The sequence below is a fragment of the Halorubrum sp. Hd13 genome, from assembly GCF_002252755.1.
Lineage (GTDB): Archaea > Halobacteriota > Halobacteria > Halobacteriales > Haloferacaceae > Halorubrum.
Genome location: NZ_NHOY01000031.1, coordinates 1 through 13,749, shown reverse-complemented (window position 1 = coordinate 13,749; position 13,749 = coordinate 1). Strand labels below are relative to the sequence as shown.

Below are 13,749 nucleotides of genomic sequence, written 5' to 3'. Positions count from 1 at the left end.
CGGCCCCGCGAGCGACCGCGGCCGCTATCGCTCTACTCCTCTTCGTCCGCGTCGCAGACCCCGAGCGGGAGCGACTCCGGCGGCTCCGCGTCGCCGTCGAGCCCCTCGTAGGCGTCGTCGATCAGGCGGGCGAGCTGGGCCTCGGGCGTCACGCCGCGGGCGGCCGCGAGCGCCGCGAGCCGCTCGTACTGCTCGACAGGAACGGACACCGAACCCTCTGTCATACCCGTCGCTGAACGCCGTAGCTACAAAAGCGTTGTTCGGACGCCGATCTGGTCACTCGTCTTCCGGCGATTCCCCCGCCGTCGACCGCTCGCTCCGGTCCGACTCGGTCTGCCCCTCGAACCGGTTGAAGAGGGCGTTCATCACCGTCGACTCCGCCCGTGAGAGGTGCTCCCACACCGTCGTGGATCCGAGTCCGAGCTCGTCGCCGACGTCCTCGACGCCCACGCCGCTCCCGTGGTCGTAGTAGCCGACCGCGATGGCCGTCGAGAGCACCTCCCGCTGTCTCGGGGTGAGCCCGTCGAGGATGCCCGAGGCCGGCAGTCCCGGCGGTCGCTCGATCGACCCCATCTCGACGTTGCGCGCGAGCTCGACGTCGTTGTCGCCGCGTTCCAGCTCGCGGATCATCGCGGCGAGGTCGTCGTCCGCCTCGATGTACACCGTCCAGCGCTCGATTCCGGCGGTGATTGTCGTCCCCGTTCGGTAGTGGATCCCCATCTCCGAGAGCCGGCCTCTGATACCCTCCCAGCCCTCGCTGTCGACCACGACCGCGACGTACGCGTGGTTGCCGGTGACCGGCGACAGCGGCTCCGCCTCGACGACGGCGTCGGCCGCGCGGAACTCGTCGATGAACGACTCGATATCCTCTGTCGGCCCGCGGAGCTCCACGATCCGCTTCCGCTCGGTCCCCCGGCCGGTCATCGACGAGACGGACCGCATCGTCACCTCCGGGTGGCGAGTGCTCACCTCGGACTCCGGCCCGCCGCGGTGGCGGATCAGGAGCGTCACTTCGCGCATACCACTGTGTGGGCGCCGACGTTCAAACGGTTTCCGGGACGGTCTCGCGGGTGTGTCGGCGCCCGCGGGGGCGGTCTCGCGGGTGTGTCGGCGCCCGCGGGGGCGGTCTCGCCCGCGGCTGCCACGGGCTTATGAGCGCGCGTCGCCAACCACCGATCGAATGCCCGACGACCCCGCCGAGGACGGGCGAGCGGCCGAGTCGTCGATCGACGCGAACGGCGAGGTAACGGAGTCGGTCGACGACTCACTGGACGCGACGGACGCCGTCGACGACGAGGTGCAGCGTCGCCTCCGAGAGGCGTATCTCAACGACGAGGAGAGCGTCCTCGTCGTGACCGCGGTGCGGTCGACGGATCGCCGCGTCGTGGTCGAGCTCCGACCGCCTCACGGGGGGGCGACCCACGTCGAACGCTTCTCGGCGCCTCGGAACGGGTCGCTCGCCGAGTCCGAGGCGTTCCTCTCCTTCCTCGACGCCGCTGGCGTCTCGCCGCTGGACGTCGACGAGGTGGTCGGGACGCGGGTCCCCGCGACGTACGACCCGGACGGGGGCTGGCGCCTCGACGAGGCGTACGTCGGGGGGCGCGGCGGGACCGAGAGCGACGCCGCCGAAGCGGGTCGGCTCTCGGAGCGGTGGAACCGGGCCGCCGAGTGGCTCTGGACCTACCGCTACTGGCTGGTCGCGGTCCTCCTCGTCGGCGGCGAGCTCCTGTTCGTGGCCGTGATCGTCCTCCTGTTCGCCTGACCGGGTCGCTACCCGCTGGGCGGGAACGGGGACGAACGCGGCCACTGGCCGCTCGAAAACGACTACTGGATGTGTCCTTCGCGCCGCAGCTGGTCCGCCTCGTCGTCCTCGTATCGCCACTCGACGTTCGCCTTCTCGTCCTGCCAGGACCACGGCTCCGCGAGCACGACGTCGCCCTCGCTGATCCACGTCCGGTACTTCATGCGGCCGGGGATCCGGCCCAGTCGCGTCTCGCCGTCGACGCACCGCAGGCGGACGTGGTTCCCGCCGAGGTGCTCGGTCACTACGGCGAACACTTCGTCGTCCGAGGGCATTCGGAGGTTCCGACGCCCGGATTCTTCGCTCATACAGTCCGTAGTGCGTTCGTCGGTATAAGTGATGGGAGACGCGTGTGTGCGTTCGCCGTGCGAATCGCTAGCACGAGTCGAGGTGGAGGGACTCCCGGCGGTGGCGGCGCCGTCGTCCCCGCCGCTCACTCGCCGCCACCCGGCTCGGCGCCGAACGCCGCGTCGACCTGCGCGAACGTCTCCGCCTCCGCGCCCGAGTTGTCGACGGTCACGTGGGCCGTCTCGATCCGATCGAAGACATCCTTGAAATGGAGGTAGACGTCGAAGTCGGCGTCGCTGATCCCGTCGCGGCGCTCGATCCGACGCTCGACGACCGACTCGTCGCACTCGACCTCCACGAGGTCGAACGATTCGGCCGCTCGTTCGCCCATCTCCCGGACATCGGCGCGGAAGCGGGCGTCGGCGAACGTGGCGTCGAGCACGACGGCGTCGCCGTCGGCGGCGCGCTCGCGGGCCCGGTCGATCAGCTCCGCGTACACCGCCTCGGTCTCCGCGTCGGAGTAGTCCGGGTCCCCGAACAGCTCCTTCCGGATCACGTCCGTGCGGAGGATCTCGCCGTCGACGTGAGCGGCGATCCGCTCGGCGACCGTCGTCTTGCCGACGCCCGGAAGCCCGCAGACGACCGCGAGGGCGCCGGCCTCGGCGTCGCCCGTCTCATCGCCGCCCCGGCCGGCAAACGCGCCGGCGGTGTCCCCGCCGTCGACCGCGTCACGGTTCGACATCGACACCTCCGCTCGGTCCGGCGAGTTGTCGCGCTCCGTCGCTCATCCACCAGTACGGTCCGGCGAGAGGTAAAAGAAAGTTCTCTTCGACGGCGGGAGGCTCGTCGCGGTGCCGATTCGACGGCGATTCGGCCGGCGGAGACGCCCGCCCCGGGACGCGAGCGAAGCGTTCAAACCCCGCGGCGACGAGGCGACTCGTATGAGAGACATGGAAAGCCTCGTCCTCGACCAGAACGAGGAGACACTCGCACCGGCCGTCGTGGTCGCGACGGTCGCGTTGATCGCGGTGTTCGTCCTCGGATTCCTGTTTCAGATCGTCGGGTTCGTGATCTGACCCGGTCGGCTCGTCCCGGCCCTGCCCTTTTGGGTCCGTCCCGCTTCGGTCCGGCCCCTTTTTGAACGCCCACCGGGAGTTGCTGATTATGAGCCGCGAACTCCTCGCCGAGCTCCTCGACGGAAACGACGACCACGTCGAGTCCGCCGCCGCCGGCGAGCTCGCCGCCCGACGCGACGGGCAGCGACCGCCCGTCGTCTCCGTCTGCTGTTCCGACTCGCGCGTCTCACAGGAGGGGATGTGGTCGGTCGATCGACCGGGGTTCCTCTTCACCGCGGGCAACATCGGAAACCGCGTGAGCGACGTCGTCGACGGCGAGCGCGTGCTCTCGGGGAGCGTCGCCTACCCGCTCGCTCACACGGACACGGACGTGCTCGCGGTCGTCGGCCACACCGGGTGCGGCGCGGTCGGCGCCGCCCTCGCGGCGGTCCGCGACGGCGCCGTCCCCGAGGAGCCGGGCGTCCGGGCGGACGTGGCGGAGCTCGTTCCGATCGTCGAGGCGGGGATCGCCGAGGTCGGCGAGGACCGCGCGGCCGCGGACGACGGCGCCGGCACCGCCGCGAGCCTCCGCAACCGCCTCGTCGAGTACAACGTCCACGAGCAGGTCGCGGCCGCCCGCGAGACCGAGGCCGCCGCCGACGTCGACGTGTACGGCTTCGCGTACGACTTCCACCGGGCGTACGGCGACCGCGACGGCGCCGTCTACCTCGTGAACGCGAACGGCGAGCGCGACCCCGACGCCCTCCGAGAGCTCGTGGGCGCGGACCACGCCGACAACGTCACCACACTGCTGTAGCCCGCCCGTGACTCGCCCGTGACTCGAACCGTCCGCCCCGTCGTCGCCGTGACTCGAACCGTCCGCCCCGTCGTCGCCGTGACTCGAACCGTCCGCCCCGTCGTCCGCGACATCGTCGCCCGCCGCATCCGACAGCCGTATGCCCGCGACGCCCGAACGTGTCGGCAATGGACCGCCGCGTTCTGTTCGCGACGCTGATTCTCTTGGCCGGCGGCGCGACCGGCGTCGGCGTCGCGCTGTTCGCGTTCGTCGGGATCGACGACGGTGCGGTCGACGCCGAGGTCGTGTGGGAGACCGAGCCCGTCGGCGGCGACGACGGGAGCGGCGCCGTCGTCGCCACGATGGACGGCGACCCGATCGTCGTCCAGTCGACGACCGCAGACGGGGAGCGAGTCGTCGGCGCGACCGCGGTCGGCGGCGACGTCGCGTGGCGGACGCCGCTCTCCGCGATCGCGACGGGGGACGCCGCCGGCGGGGACGACGACTCCGGTGAGGACGACGACTCCGGCGGCGGCGCAGGCTCGGGGACCGGCGGCGGCCCGCCCGGCATCAGCGGCCTCGTCTCCGACACGCTCGGCGGCGACTCGGTCGTCGCGTTCACGACGGAGTCGGGCTCGCTCGTCGTCCTCGACGCGACGGACGGCTCGACCCGGTTCGCCGTCGACGTCGGCGGCTCGGGCGCGACCCGGCCCGCGGTCGGCGACGTCGACGCCGACGGCGACGCCGAGGTCGCCGCGGCCGCGACCGACGGCGCCGTCGTGACCGTCGACGCCGACGGCGACCCCGTCTTCGAGACGACGGTCGACGGGGGGATCGACCGCCGCCCGCTGATCGCCGACTTCGAGACAGAGGACGGCGGCGAGGCGCCCCGAGGCGTCGCCGTCGCGACGGTCGGAGACGACGGGGCGACGATCCGCCTGCTCGACGCGAGCGGCGACGAGCGCTGGACCGCGACGCCGGCCGTCACGCCGCTGACGTGGACCGCGGTCGACGCGCCGGACGGGCCGGTGCTCGCGCTCGGCGGAACGAGCGGGAACCTCCAGACGGTCGACCTCGCCGACGGCTCCGGGCGGTTCGAGGTCGGGCTCCAAGACCTCCCCGTCACGGTCGGTGACGCCGGCCCCGGCCGGATCTACGTCGGCGGCGCCGGCAGCGTCTGGGCGGTCGACCTCCGCGACGGCGAGGTCGCCTGGAAACAGCAGTACGGCGGCGAGACCCGGGTGAACGCCCCCGGCGTCGCCGACGTCCGCGGAACCGGCGACCCCGGGCCGGTCGCGGTGAACCGCGGGGGAGAGGTGCTCGTGTTGAACGCCAACGGCGAGGCGATCGCGCAGGGCGACGTGGGCGGGGCCGTGGTGTACGCGGGACCGCTGTTCGCCGACGCGACCGGCGACGGGACCGACGAGGTGCTCGTCGTCACCGATGACGGGCGCGTCGTGGCGCTCGACGACTGAGCGGCCGTTCGCCCTCCGACTTCGACTGGGAGCTCGCCGCGAGAGTTTATAACCGTCAGCGGCGAGAGAACCGCACGACTCCGCGGGAACGTTGACGATTGTTCACCGGAAACGCGGTGTGTCGACGGAGCGACCGCTCGCGTTTCCTCGGAGGCGTCGAAAAGCGGAAAGCCGGGCTTCGTGCGCCGTTAGTGCGATTCGTCCTCGTACACCCACGCGGCGGTGTCGAGGCCGTAGTCGACGAGCTCGTCCTCGTCGAAGAACAGGTCGATCTCGCGCTCGTTCGCGCCCTCGTCCTCGTGGTCCGACGCGTGGATCACGTTGTGGCCGAGGTCGAGCCCGAAGTCGCCACGGATCGTGCCCGGGGCGGACTCGGCGGGATCGGTCTCGCCGACCATCGCGCGGACCTGTCGGGTCGCGTCGGCTCCCTCCCACACCATCGCGAAGACGGGGCCGGAGGTGATGAACTCGACGAGACCGTCGAAGAACGGCTTGTCCTCGTGCTCGCCGTAGTGCTCGTGGGCGAGCGCCTCGTCGATGCGCATGAACTTGCCGCCGACGAGCTTCAGGCCACGCTCCTCGAAGCGGGAGACGATCTCGCCGATGAGACCGCGCTGGACGCCGTCGGGCTTCACCATCACGAAGGTGCGCTCGTCGTGGTGGCTCATCTACTCGCCACCGTGGTCGCGCCCTTCCTCGGTCCACTCGAGGTCGCGCGCCTCGCGGCCGAGGAAGTAGTTCTTCTCCGCCTTCGAGTCGACGAAGTGGAGGATCTGTCCGTCCTTCTTGACGTACATCGTGCCCGTGCCGGGCTCGATCTCCTCGCCGGTGTAGTCGCAGGTGCGTGTCTCGACCATTGGTTATCGGCCTCCGATGGAGTCGGCGTCGCGCTGGGTCTCCCGGAGCTGGAGCACGTCGCCCATGCGGACGGGGCCCAGGACGTTCCGGGTGATGATCCGGCCCTGGTTCGATCCCTCCTGGATGCGGCATTTGACCTGCATGGCCTCGCCGTGCATCCCGGTCTTGCCGACGACCTCGATCACCTCGGCGGTGGTCGAGTCGTCGATACCCTCTTCTGCGCTCATGGGTGGTTATCGGAGCTCCGCGACCTTCTCGGCGATGTCCTCGACGTCGTCGTCGGCGTCGCCGGCGTCCACGACGGCGGCGGCGGCCGATCCGACCTCGAGGCCCGCGGCGTGACCGACGTCGTCCTGGGTGTCGACGAAGACGACCGGGATCCCCTTCTCGTCGGCGAGCTCGGGGAGGTGCATGACGATCTCCTCGGGGGAGACGTCCTCCGCGACGATGACGAGGTCGGCGTTGCCGCGCTCGACGGCCTTGGTGGTCTCGTTGGTTCCTTTCTTCACGGTGCCTGTGTCTCGAGCGACCTCGAGCGCCTCGAGCGATCGCTCGGCGAGGTCGGCTGGGGTTTCGTAGTCTACGTAAACGGGCATATGTTGTTCACCTATCCTCCGTGCGGGCTCGCGTGTCCGTCCCGTGGTCGGTCCCTAACGGAACGGCACATCATCAACCCCACAGAGGCTGTGACCCGACGTAGTCCGGACGTCCATAAAAGCGCTTTCAATGTCCCTCGCGTGTGCGAGCGGGAGTCACGGGGCGGGAATCGGCTCCCCGGAGTCGGGAGTCGGCCGTGCCGAACCCGAGGCGCCGCCCGCGCCGGACTCCGCGTTTTTTAAGCGTCGCTCGCCCCTCCCGTCTGACATCGCATGGTCCGTCTCGTTCACTACTCCGACATCGAGAACGTCTTCGACGCCCCCGAGCGGGCGGCTCGCCTCGCCGGCCGGATCCGGGCGCTCTCGGGCCCCGACGCCGCGGTCGTCGCCACCGGCGACACGACCGCGCCGGGCGTCCTGTCGCTGGTCGCGAGCGGGCGGCAAGTCCTCGACTTCTACCGGGCCACGGGCACTCAGCTCGACACGTTCGGCAACCACGAGTTCGACTACGGCCCGGACGCGCTCCGCGGGCTCGTCGCCGACGCGCCGGCGACGTTCGTCTCCGGGAACGTCCGCGACGAGGCGGGCGAGCCGTTCGGCCGCGACGAGGGCGTCGTCCCGTGGGCGGTCCGCGAGGTCGACGGAGCCGCGGTCGGGTTCGTCGGCGTCACCGACCCCGCCACCGACTCGCTGAACCCGATGGCCGCCGAGCTCTCATTCGACGACCCGGTCGCCGCCGCGCGCGACGCCCTCGCCGAGATGCGGGCCGCGGTCGCCGAGGGGGCGAGCGGGACCGACGCCGACGCGCTCGATCACGCCGTGGTCCTCTCCCATCTCGGCGCGGGCGACGACGACCTCGCGCGGGCGCTGGACGTGGACGCGATCCTCGGCGGCCACGTCCACAGCCGCCGGAACGACGTCGTCGCCGGTACCCGGATCGTCCGCCCCGGCGTCAACGGCGAGACGGTGGCCGAGGTGGAGTTCGGCGGACGCGCTCCGAGCGACGCGATGGCCGACGGGTCGGGCGACGCCGCGGCGAACGACGCCGGAACTCCCGTCCCGACCGCGACGCTCCACGAGCCCGACGGCGCCGATCCGGCGCCGGGCCTCGAAGACGCCCTCGCGGAGCGGATGGCCGCGGCCGACCTCTCGGAGGCCTTCGACGTCGTCGACCGGCCGATTGAGCGCACGGGCGAGGTTGTCCACGGCGGCGAGTGCCGCGTCGGCAACTTCGTCGCCGACGCGTTCCGCTGGGCCCACGACGCCGACGTGGGGCTCTCGAACGCCGGCGGGCTCCGGCAGGGCGACCCGTGGGCGGGCGAGGTGACGAAGGCCGACCTCATCAGCCTGATCCCGTTCGAGGAGCCCGTGGCGCTCGCCTCGGTCACCGGCGCGGAGCTGCACGACGTGTTCCGCGAGATGGCCGCGCCCGACGTCGATTTCGGCGAGGACGACTGGTGGCACGGACACGTCTCGAACGCCGAGGTCGTCTGGGACGCCGACGCCGAGCTCGTCCTGGAGGCGACCGTCGGCGGCGAGCCGATCGACCCGGAGCGTCGCTACACCGTCGCCGTCTCGGAGTACCTGCTCCACTCCGAACACGAGTTCCCGACGCTCGGGCAGCGACACCGGATCGACGAGGCCGACATCCAGTACGAGGTGCTCGCCGCCTACGCCCGCGAACACGGGATCGACCCCGAGATCGAGGGCCGCATCGAGATTCGGAACCGCGCGGCCGCCGGCGACGACGACTGAGCGGCCGACATCGACTGCGCGGCCGACATCGACTGCGCGGCCGACATCGACTGCGCGGCCGGCGGCGCGAGCGTCGAATCGAGGCGCGAAGCGGTGAGAGCGGCGTCACATTGCTCCGTTGGGATCGGCCGAGCCTCTGAGAGGCTTTAATACGGTTTGTTGCGTGTGTACATATATCAGATGAACGCGCTTGACCAGGTGCTCCAGAAGTACGCGACGAGCCAGAGCCTGATGGATCACATCAGGTACACCGCCGAGTCGCTGAGCATGGAGTTCGATAAGTGGGGCGAACAGTACGTGAGCGGTCCCAGTCTCTACATCCTCATCGTCGCGGAGGTGAACTTCGCAGACTACACCGACCCCCTCGGCGACAACGAGTGGCCGGTCGACCGCTGCCGCGTCGTCACCGAGTCGCGCGACGTGTTCACGAAGGTCGCTCGGGACGTGGCGTTCAGCCGAGACGGCGCCGTCATCGTGACCGGCGACGGCACGATTCAGCGTCAGATGGTGCGCGTCCGGAACCCCTACCGGGGCGAGGTCGAGAACGTCGAGGACCTCGAGTTCCCCGACTGGATGGGGACCAAACACATGAGCGCCCTGGAGACGTCGCTCCGCGACGACGTCCTCTGGGGGGTCACGCTCAGCGAGGAGGACGGGCGCGTCACCACGTTTCTGGACGGCACGTATCAGGACTATCCCCGCGACGAGATCGGGGGACGGTGGCGGCCCGAGACGTAGGCGGACGCCCCGACGAGCGACGACCGCGTCGTGCGACGACCGGGACGTTTCGGCGGGACTGAGCGCGTCCGTCGCCGTTCCGCCTAATCGAGGTCGATCGCGACGTCGGACTGGATCCCCGCCGCCTTCACCGTGTTGTGAAGGAGCATCGCCCGCGTCATCGGCCCGACGCCGCCGGGGACCGGCGTGATCGCGCCCGCGACCTCCGTCGCCGACTCGTAGTCCACGTCGCCGACGAGCTCGTACCCCTTCTCCGTCTCCGCCTCGACCCGATTTATCCCGACGTCGATCACGGTCGCACCGGGCTTGAGCATCGAGCCGTCGACGAACTCGGACATCCCGGCGGCCGCGATCACGATGTCGGCGGCCGCGAGCTTCCCCTCCAGGTCCTCGGTCCGGGAGTGACAGACCGTCGTGGTCGCGTTCCCGACCGGGCTCTTCTGGATCAGGAGGTTCGCCATCGGCTTCCCGACGATGTCCGACCGGCCGACGACGACCGCGTCCGCGCCCTCGGTCTCCACGTCGTACGCCGCGAGGAGCTTCTGGACGCCGTGTGGCGTACAGGGTTTAAACCGGGCGTCGCCGGCGACGAGCCGCCCGACGTTCTCCGGGTGGAAGCCGTCCACGTCCTTCTCGGGGGCGATCCGCCGGAGGACGCTCCGCTTGTCGACGTGGTCTGGGACGGGTAGCTGGACCAGGATGCCGTGGACGTCGTCGCGGTCGTTGAGGTCGTCGATGGTCTCGTACAGCTCGTCGGCGGGCGCGTCGGCGTCGATCTCGACGTGGACGCTCTCGATGCCGACCTCCTCGCAGTCGCGCTGTTTCATCGAGACGTACGTCTCGCTCGCGGGGTCGTCGCTCATCAGAACGGTGGCGAGCCCGGGCGTCACGCCGGCGTCCGCCAGCGTCTCGACGTGCGCGGCCACGTCGGCGCGCACGTCGGCCGCGACGGACTCCCCGTCGATGATCGTCGTCGCGTCCGGGTCGTCGTCGCCGGGTGCGTCGCCGCCCGCGCCGTTCGCGCTCTCGGTCATGTTCAGATCGAGAGCGAGGCGGTACAAAAGTGACGCGGGATCGTGCCGATCTCGGTGTTCTCTCGGGATATATTATACACAAATATGGATCGATCGGGCTGACGCTACTCCGGGAACAGCTCTTCCTCGCGCTCGACCGCGTCGATCGCGGCGACCTCATCGGGAACGAGGTCGAGGTCGGCGGCCGCGAGGTTCGCGCGCAGGTGGGCCTCGCTCGACGCCTTCGGGATCGCGGCGACCGGCTCCTTCGCGGTCGCCCACGCGATCGCGACCGCCTCGGGCGCGGCGTCGTGCGCCGCCGCGACCGAACGGACGGCGTCGACCTCGCGCACCCGACCGCCGGCCAGCGGCGAGTAGGCGACCACGTCGTAGCCGCGTTCGCGGGCGTGCGAGAGGAGTTCCGGCCGGTAGAACAGCGGGTGGAGCTCGGTCTGGTGGGCCGCCAGCGGCGCGTCGAGGACGTCGATCGCGCGGTCCAACTGGGCCGGCTCGAAGTTCGAGACGCCGACGTTCCGCACGAGCCCCTCGTCGACCAGCCGATCGAGCGCGGGCAGCGTCGCCTCGGGATCGTAGGCTCCTCGGGGTCGGTGGACGTACAGCAGGTCGATCGCCTCGACGCCGAGACGGTCCGCGCTCTCGCGGGCGGCCGGGCCGACCTCGTCGGGGGCGAGATCGTCGATCCACAGCTTCGTGGCGACGGTCACCTCGTCTCGGGCGACCTCGCTCGCGGCGAGTCCCTCGCCGACGGCCGCCTCGTTGTCGTAGATCCGCGCGGTGTCGAGGTGGCGGTAGCCGACCGAGAGCGCCGTCGCGACCGCGTCCGGGTCGTCGATCCCCATCGTACCGAGACCGACGGGCGGGAGGTCCATGACGCTGCGAGGGCCGACCGAGTCAAAAAGCGTCCGGCTTCCCGCGCTCGACGACCGATTCGAGGCAGAGACGACCGGAGCCAGTTCGGGTCGGGATCGACCGACGCCGACCCGGCGCGGCTCCGTGTTATAAGTGCCTCGCCGGCGCAGTGAACGGTATCCCTCCATGCGAACGGTCCCACTGCGTCCCCGCCCAGCGGCGGTGCCTCCGACCTCTCGCCGCGAGCGGAGCTCCCGAACCGACGGCGCTCGCCCTCTCGACCGACGGTCGACGCGGTGCGGTCGATGAGCCGCTCGCGCACGTGGTCGTTCGCCACGGCCCGCGGGTCCGTCCGCGTCGCTCCCGGCGAGCTCCGGATCCGCCGCGGCGTGGCTCGAAGCGTCGCTGCGGCCGGAAGCGCACTCGTCTCCGGGCGCCTCCCGTCGGCCCTCCGCGACGGCGGTTGGAGCGGGATCGCGGCTCTCGCGGCGATCGTTCCCGCGGCGGCCGAGTGGCTCCTCGCGGGCGGCGGGACCGCGCAGACGGCGATCGGCCTGCTCGGTCTGCTCACCGCGGTCGGCGGCGTCGCCGCGTCGGTGGCCCGCGAACGGACGACGACCGTTTCTTACCGAGACGTCGAACACGTCGCCTTCGACGACGGCGAACTCGCTATCGTCCACCGGAGCGAGGACGGCGACGGCGAGCGCGAGACAGAGACGGTCCGACCCCGCGACGACGCGGAGCGGGCCGACGCCGCGGTCGCGCTCCGCCTCCGCGGAGTCGACCTCCGGGGCGTCGAAGACGACGAGGCGGTCTCTCGGACCGTCGTCGACGCGCCGAAGAGCGAGCTCCTCGCGTGACGCCTCCGCCGTCCGGTCGGTCCTACCGAGACACCGCGAACGACACGTCGCGGTCGGCGACCGCGTACCCCTGCGCCGCGACCGCGTCGGCGTAGTACGCGTCCGCGACCAGCGCCTGCGGAACGCTGCGGAGCCCGAACCGCCGCCGGGAGAGCAGCTCGACGTCGACAACCGTCTCGCCCGGGGCCCCGTCGGCCGCGTCCCGGATCGAGACCGCGTACGCGCCCCACGGCGCCCCGTCGAGGGTCCCCTCGATCCGGACGCGCGCGACCGGAGCGACGCCGTCGTCGCTCGCGGGGTCAGCGGGGTCCGCGTCGGTCGCATTCCCGTCCGGGTGCGCCTCCGTCTCCGTCGCTATCTCCAGCGAGTAGGTCCGGAGCCCGACGAGCGACGAGTGCTCGTACGCCCCGCCCGCCCCGTCCGAGGTCGGGCGAACCTCGTCGGCGACGGCCCACTGGAACGCGAGGACCGGCGGCGTCGCCGACGCGAACGCCTCGGTCACCGCTTCCGGGGACGCGTCGGTCAGGAGCCTCGTCGTCCCGCGCCGACGCAGGAACGGAGTCCGAACCGCGACGAGGAGAACCGCGCCCACCGCCAGCGCGGGAAGCAGATCGGCGAGCGCGAACGCGGCGAGGAACGCCCCGGCGACCGACAGGGCGACGAGCCAGCTGACGGCGCGCTCGGCGCGGCGGTACCGCTTCGCGATCGGCCGGACGGCCGAGCGGCGGGCGTCGGCGTCCGGACTCGTGGAGGGCGAGGACACGGGCGGCATCTCGGTCGCGGTCTGAATAGTGGTTGCGGTCCGAGGAACGAACCCCCTCGACCGCGTCACGGGTGGGTACTCTCGACCGCGTCACGGGTGGGTACTCTCGACCGCGCCGCGGGCGGCTAAAATCGATCGCTCGCGGCCGCGTCCACCGGCGACCGCCCGCAGATGCTCACCAGGTCGTGGAGGTCGTCGATCTCGTACGTCGGCTGGCAGGAGAGCTCCGCGGCACGGCGGTGCGGACGCCGGACGAACGCGGAGTCGATGCCGGCGTTGTCGGCGGCGCGCACGTCCGACTCGTTGTCGCCGACGAACAGCGCCGTCTCGGCGCCCAGGTCCTCCAGGGCGCGTTCGAGGTAGTACGGCGAGGGCTTCTTCCGCGAGAGGCTGGCGATCGACGGCTCGCGCCCGTACGCGACCTCGAACCGCCCGGCGAGACCGAAGTGGTCGAGGACGGCGTCGACGGTCGCCTGCTGGTTCGAGGAGACCACGCCGAGCGGGGCGTCGAGGTAGCGGAGCGCGTCGACGTCCTCGTACGGCGTCTTCCGCCCCGCTCGGGCCGCGTCGATCTGGGCGTTCGAGGCCGTCTCGTCGCGGACGCGCCAGAACTCCGCCGGCTCCATCCCGTAGCGCTCGCAGATGTCGGTGAGCGTCGCGGGGTCGACGCCGACGGCGACGTCGTCGACGTGGGCCAGGTCGGGATCCTCGACGCCGAGGCTCACGAACGCGTCCCAGGCGGCCTCACGGAGCGTGTTGAACGGGGTCCGTCCGACGAGCACCCCGTCCTTATCGAGGACGACGGCGTCGTACACGGCTCACCCTCGGAGGGTAGCCGTCAAAAAGCTTTCACCGGTTCCGGTCGGTGATGTTAAGTTAAG

Annotated in this window: 19 protein-coding genes; 7 read left to right on the top strand and 12 right to left on the bottom strand. The window is 71.2% G+C overall.

Annotation, left to right across the window (positions count from 1 at the left end):
* Positions 1–32: 32 nt before the first annotated feature.
* A complete protein-coding gene (locus DJ81_RS04225) occupies positions 33–224 on the bottom strand; it encodes a hypothetical protein (protein ID WP_094524836.1) in 192 nt (63 codons plus the stop codon).
* Positions 225–276: 52 nt separating this feature from the next.
* Positions 277–1,020 carry a helix-turn-helix domain-containing protein gene (locus tag DJ81_RS04220; RefSeq protein ID WP_094524835.1) on the bottom strand — a complete coding sequence of 248 codons (744 nt, stop codon included), beginning with the start codon at positions 1,018–1,020 and terminating at the stop codon, positions 277–279.
* A gap of 160 nt (positions 1,021–1,180) precedes the next feature.
* Between DJ81_RS04220 and DJ81_RS04215 the strand changes: the two genes are divergently transcribed.
* The gene (locus tag DJ81_RS04215) at positions 1,181–1,762 is read left to right on the top strand and encodes a hypothetical protein (RefSeq protein WP_094588629.1); all 582 of its coding nucleotides are present in this window, start codon (positions 1,181–1,183) and stop codon (positions 1,760–1,762) included.
* A 62-nt stretch (positions 1,763–1,824) separates the two neighbouring features.
* Here the strand turns inward: DJ81_RS04215 and eif1A are convergent, their stop codons facing one another.
* The gene (eif1A, locus tag DJ81_RS04210; RefSeq protein WP_094524833.1) at positions 1,825–2,109 is read right to left on the bottom strand and encodes a translation initiation factor eIF-1A; all 285 of its coding nucleotides are present in this window, start codon (positions 2,107–2,109) and stop codon (positions 1,825–1,827) included.
* Positions 2,110–2,234: 125 nt separating this feature from the next.
* Complete coding sequence (locus DJ81_RS04205) at positions 2,235–2,831, bottom strand: AAA family ATPase (RefSeq protein WP_094527928.1); 597 nt, start codon at positions 2,829–2,831, stop codon at positions 2,235–2,237.
* Between the two features lie 199 nt (positions 2,832–3,030).
* Between DJ81_RS04205 and DJ81_RS19765 the strand changes: the two genes are divergently transcribed.
* The 3 genes from DJ81_RS19765 (at position 3,031) to DJ81_RS04195 (ending at position 5,415) form a co-directional block, all read left to right on the top strand.
* Complete coding sequence (locus DJ81_RS19765) at positions 3,031–3,165, top strand: hypothetical protein (RefSeq protein WP_254921710.1); 135 nt, start codon at positions 3,031–3,033, stop codon at positions 3,163–3,165.
* An 88-nt stretch (positions 3,166–3,253) separates the two neighbouring features.
* Positions 3,254–3,961, top strand: coding sequence for a carbonic anhydrase (locus tag DJ81_RS04200; protein ID WP_094524831.1), 708 nt, complete (start codon positions 3,254–3,256; stop codon positions 3,959–3,961).
* A gap of 167 nt (positions 3,962–4,128) precedes the next feature.
* Entirely contained in the window at positions 4,129–5,415 is a 1,287-nt protein-coding gene (locus tag DJ81_RS04195; protein WP_094588627.1) for a PQQ-binding-like beta-propeller repeat protein, read from the top strand.
* A 188-nt stretch (positions 5,416–5,603) separates the two neighbouring features.
* Here DJ81_RS04195 and ndk read toward each other — a convergent pair whose 3' ends face one another.
* The 4 genes from ndk to rpl7ae are packed head-to-tail and all read right to left on the bottom strand — an operon-like array spanning position 5,604 to position 6,869.
* Positions 5,604–6,083 (bottom strand): nucleoside-diphosphate kinase, encoded by a 480-nt coding sequence (gene ndk / locus DJ81_RS04190; RefSeq protein WP_094558689.1) that lies wholly within the window; start codon positions 6,081–6,083, stop codon positions 5,604–5,606.
* Positions 6,084–6,272 (bottom strand): 50S ribosomal protein L24e, encoded by a 189-nt coding sequence (locus DJ81_RS04185; RefSeq protein WP_092565766.1) that lies wholly within the window; start codon positions 6,270–6,272, stop codon positions 6,084–6,086. It abuts the gene before it with no gap.
* A 3-nt stretch (positions 6,273–6,275) separates the two neighbouring features.
* Complete coding sequence (locus DJ81_RS04180) at positions 6,276–6,500, bottom strand: 30S ribosomal protein S28e (protein ID WP_094524828.1); 225 nt, start codon at positions 6,498–6,500, stop codon at positions 6,276–6,278.
* Positions 6,501–6,506: 6 nt separating this feature from the next.
* Positions 6,507–6,869 (bottom strand): 50S ribosomal protein L7Ae, encoded by a 363-nt coding sequence (rpl7ae, locus tag DJ81_RS04175; RefSeq protein WP_094524827.1) that lies wholly within the window; start codon positions 6,867–6,869, stop codon positions 6,507–6,509.
* A gap of 273 nt (positions 6,870–7,142) precedes the next feature.
* On the opposite strand from rpl7ae, the gene DJ81_RS04170 reads away from it, so the two are divergent.
* The gene (locus DJ81_RS04170) at positions 7,143–8,624 is read left to right on the top strand and encodes a bifunctional UDP-sugar hydrolase/5'-nucleotidase (protein WP_094588625.1); all 1,482 of its coding nucleotides are present in this window, start codon (positions 7,143–7,145) and stop codon (positions 8,622–8,624) included.
* 180 nt (positions 8,625–8,804) lie between these two features.
* Positions 8,805–9,362 carry a diadenylate cyclase gene (locus DJ81_RS04165; RefSeq protein WP_094588623.1) on the top strand — a complete coding sequence of 186 codons (558 nt, stop codon included), beginning with the start codon at positions 8,805–8,807 and terminating at the stop codon, positions 9,360–9,362.
* Between the two features lie 83 nt (positions 9,363–9,445).
* On the opposite strand, the gene DJ81_RS04160 is transcribed toward DJ81_RS04165, so the two are convergent.
* Together DJ81_RS04160 and DJ81_RS04155 are read right to left on the bottom strand one after the other, a co-directional pair.
* The gene (locus tag DJ81_RS04160) at positions 9,446–10,396 is read right to left on the bottom strand and encodes a tetrahydrofolate dehydrogenase/cyclohydrolase catalytic domain-containing protein (protein WP_094588621.1); all 951 of its coding nucleotides are present in this window, start codon (positions 10,394–10,396) and stop codon (positions 9,446–9,448) included.
* Positions 10,397–10,500: 104 nt separating this feature from the next.
* Positions 10,501–11,265, bottom strand: a complete 765-nt coding sequence (locus DJ81_RS04155) for an aldo/keto reductase (RefSeq protein WP_094588618.1) — start codon at positions 11,263–11,265, stop codon at positions 10,501–10,503.
* Between the two features lie 285 nt (positions 11,266–11,550).
* Between DJ81_RS04155 and DJ81_RS04150 the strand changes: the two genes are divergently transcribed.
* On the top strand, positions 11,551–12,105 hold the full coding sequence (locus tag DJ81_RS04150; RefSeq protein WP_094524822.1) for a hypothetical protein: 555 nt from the start codon (positions 11,551–11,553) through the stop codon (positions 12,103–12,105).
* Positions 12,106–12,127: 22 nt separating this feature from the next.
* Here the strand turns inward: DJ81_RS04150 and DJ81_RS04145 are convergent, their stop codons facing one another.
* Positions 12,128–12,877 carry a hypothetical protein gene (locus tag DJ81_RS04145; RefSeq protein WP_094588616.1) on the bottom strand — a complete coding sequence of 250 codons (750 nt, stop codon included), beginning with the start codon at positions 12,875–12,877 and terminating at the stop codon, positions 12,128–12,130.
* 116 nt (positions 12,878–12,993) lie between these two features.
* Positions 12,994–13,683 (bottom strand): HAD family hydrolase, encoded by a 690-nt coding sequence (locus DJ81_RS04140; protein ID WP_094588614.1) that lies wholly within the window; start codon positions 13,681–13,683, stop codon positions 12,994–12,996.
* Positions 13,684–13,749: the final 66 nt, after the last annotated feature.

What these genes read in the sequence shown, in the direction of transcription:
- DJ81_RS04205 (WP_094527928.1), bottom strand. Translation starts at nt 2,831, where the DNA reads ATGTCGAACCGTGACGCGGTCGACGGCGGGGACACCGCCGGCGCGTTT.
- DJ81_RS04180 (WP_094524828.1), bottom strand. Translation starts at nt 6,500, where the DNA reads ATGAGCGCAGAAGAGGGTATCGACGACTCGACCACCGCCGAGGTGATC.
- DJ81_RS04145 (WP_094588616.1), bottom strand. Translation starts at nt 12,877, where the DNA reads ATGCCGCCCGTGTCCTCGCCCTCCACGAGTCCGGACGCCGACGCCCGC.
- DJ81_RS04215 (WP_094588629.1), top strand. Translation starts at nt 1,181, where the DNA reads ATGCCCGACGACCCCGCCGAGGACGGGCGAGCGGCCGAGTCGTCGATC.
- DJ81_RS04170 (WP_094588625.1), top strand. Translation starts at nt 7,143, where the DNA reads ATGGTCCGTCTCGTTCACTACTCCGACATCGAGAACGTCTTCGACGCC.
- DJ81_RS04160 (WP_094588621.1), bottom strand. Translation starts at nt 10,396, where the DNA reads ATGACCGAGAGCGCGAACGGCGCGGGCGGCGACGCACCCGGCGACGAC.
- DJ81_RS04185 (WP_092565766.1), bottom strand. Translation starts at nt 6,272, where the DNA reads ATGGTCGAGACACGCACCTGCGACTACACCGGCGAGGAGATCGAGCCC.
- rpl7ae (WP_094524827.1), bottom strand. Translation starts at nt 6,869, where the DNA reads ATGCCCGTTTACGTAGACTACGAAACCCCAGCCGACCTCGCCGAGCGA.
- DJ81_RS04225 (WP_094524836.1), bottom strand. Translation starts at nt 224, where the DNA reads ATGACAGAGGGTTCGGTGTCCGTTCCTGTCGAGCAGTACGAGCGGCTC.
- DJ81_RS04200 (WP_094524831.1), top strand. Translation starts at nt 3,254, where the DNA reads ATGAGCCGCGAACTCCTCGCCGAGCTCCTCGACGGAAACGACGACCAC.
- DJ81_RS04150 (WP_094524822.1), top strand. Translation starts at nt 11,551, where the DNA reads ATGAGCCGCTCGCGCACGTGGTCGTTCGCCACGGCCCGCGGGTCCGTC.
- ndk (WP_094558689.1), bottom strand. Translation starts at nt 6,083, where the DNA reads ATGAGCCACCACGACGAGCGCACCTTCGTGATGGTGAAGCCCGACGGC.
- DJ81_RS04155 (WP_094588618.1), bottom strand. Translation starts at nt 11,265, where the DNA reads ATGGACCTCCCGCCCGTCGGTCTCGGTACGATGGGGATCGACGACCCG.
- eif1A (WP_094524833.1), bottom strand. Translation starts at nt 2,109, where the DNA reads ATGAGCGAAGAATCCGGGCGTCGGAACCTCCGAATGCCCTCGGACGAC.
- DJ81_RS04195 (WP_094588627.1), top strand. Translation starts at nt 4,129, where the DNA reads ATGGACCGCCGCGTTCTGTTCGCGACGCTGATTCTCTTGGCCGGCGGC.
- DJ81_RS19765 (WP_254921710.1), top strand. Translation starts at nt 3,031, where the DNA reads ATGAGAGACATGGAAAGCCTCGTCCTCGACCAGAACGAGGAGACACTC.
- DJ81_RS04165 (WP_094588623.1), top strand. Translation starts at nt 8,805, where the DNA reads ATGAACGCGCTTGACCAGGTGCTCCAGAAGTACGCGACGAGCCAGAGC.
- DJ81_RS04220 (WP_094524835.1), bottom strand. Translation starts at nt 1,020, where the DNA reads ATGCGCGAAGTGACGCTCCTGATCCGCCACCGCGGCGGGCCGGAGTCC.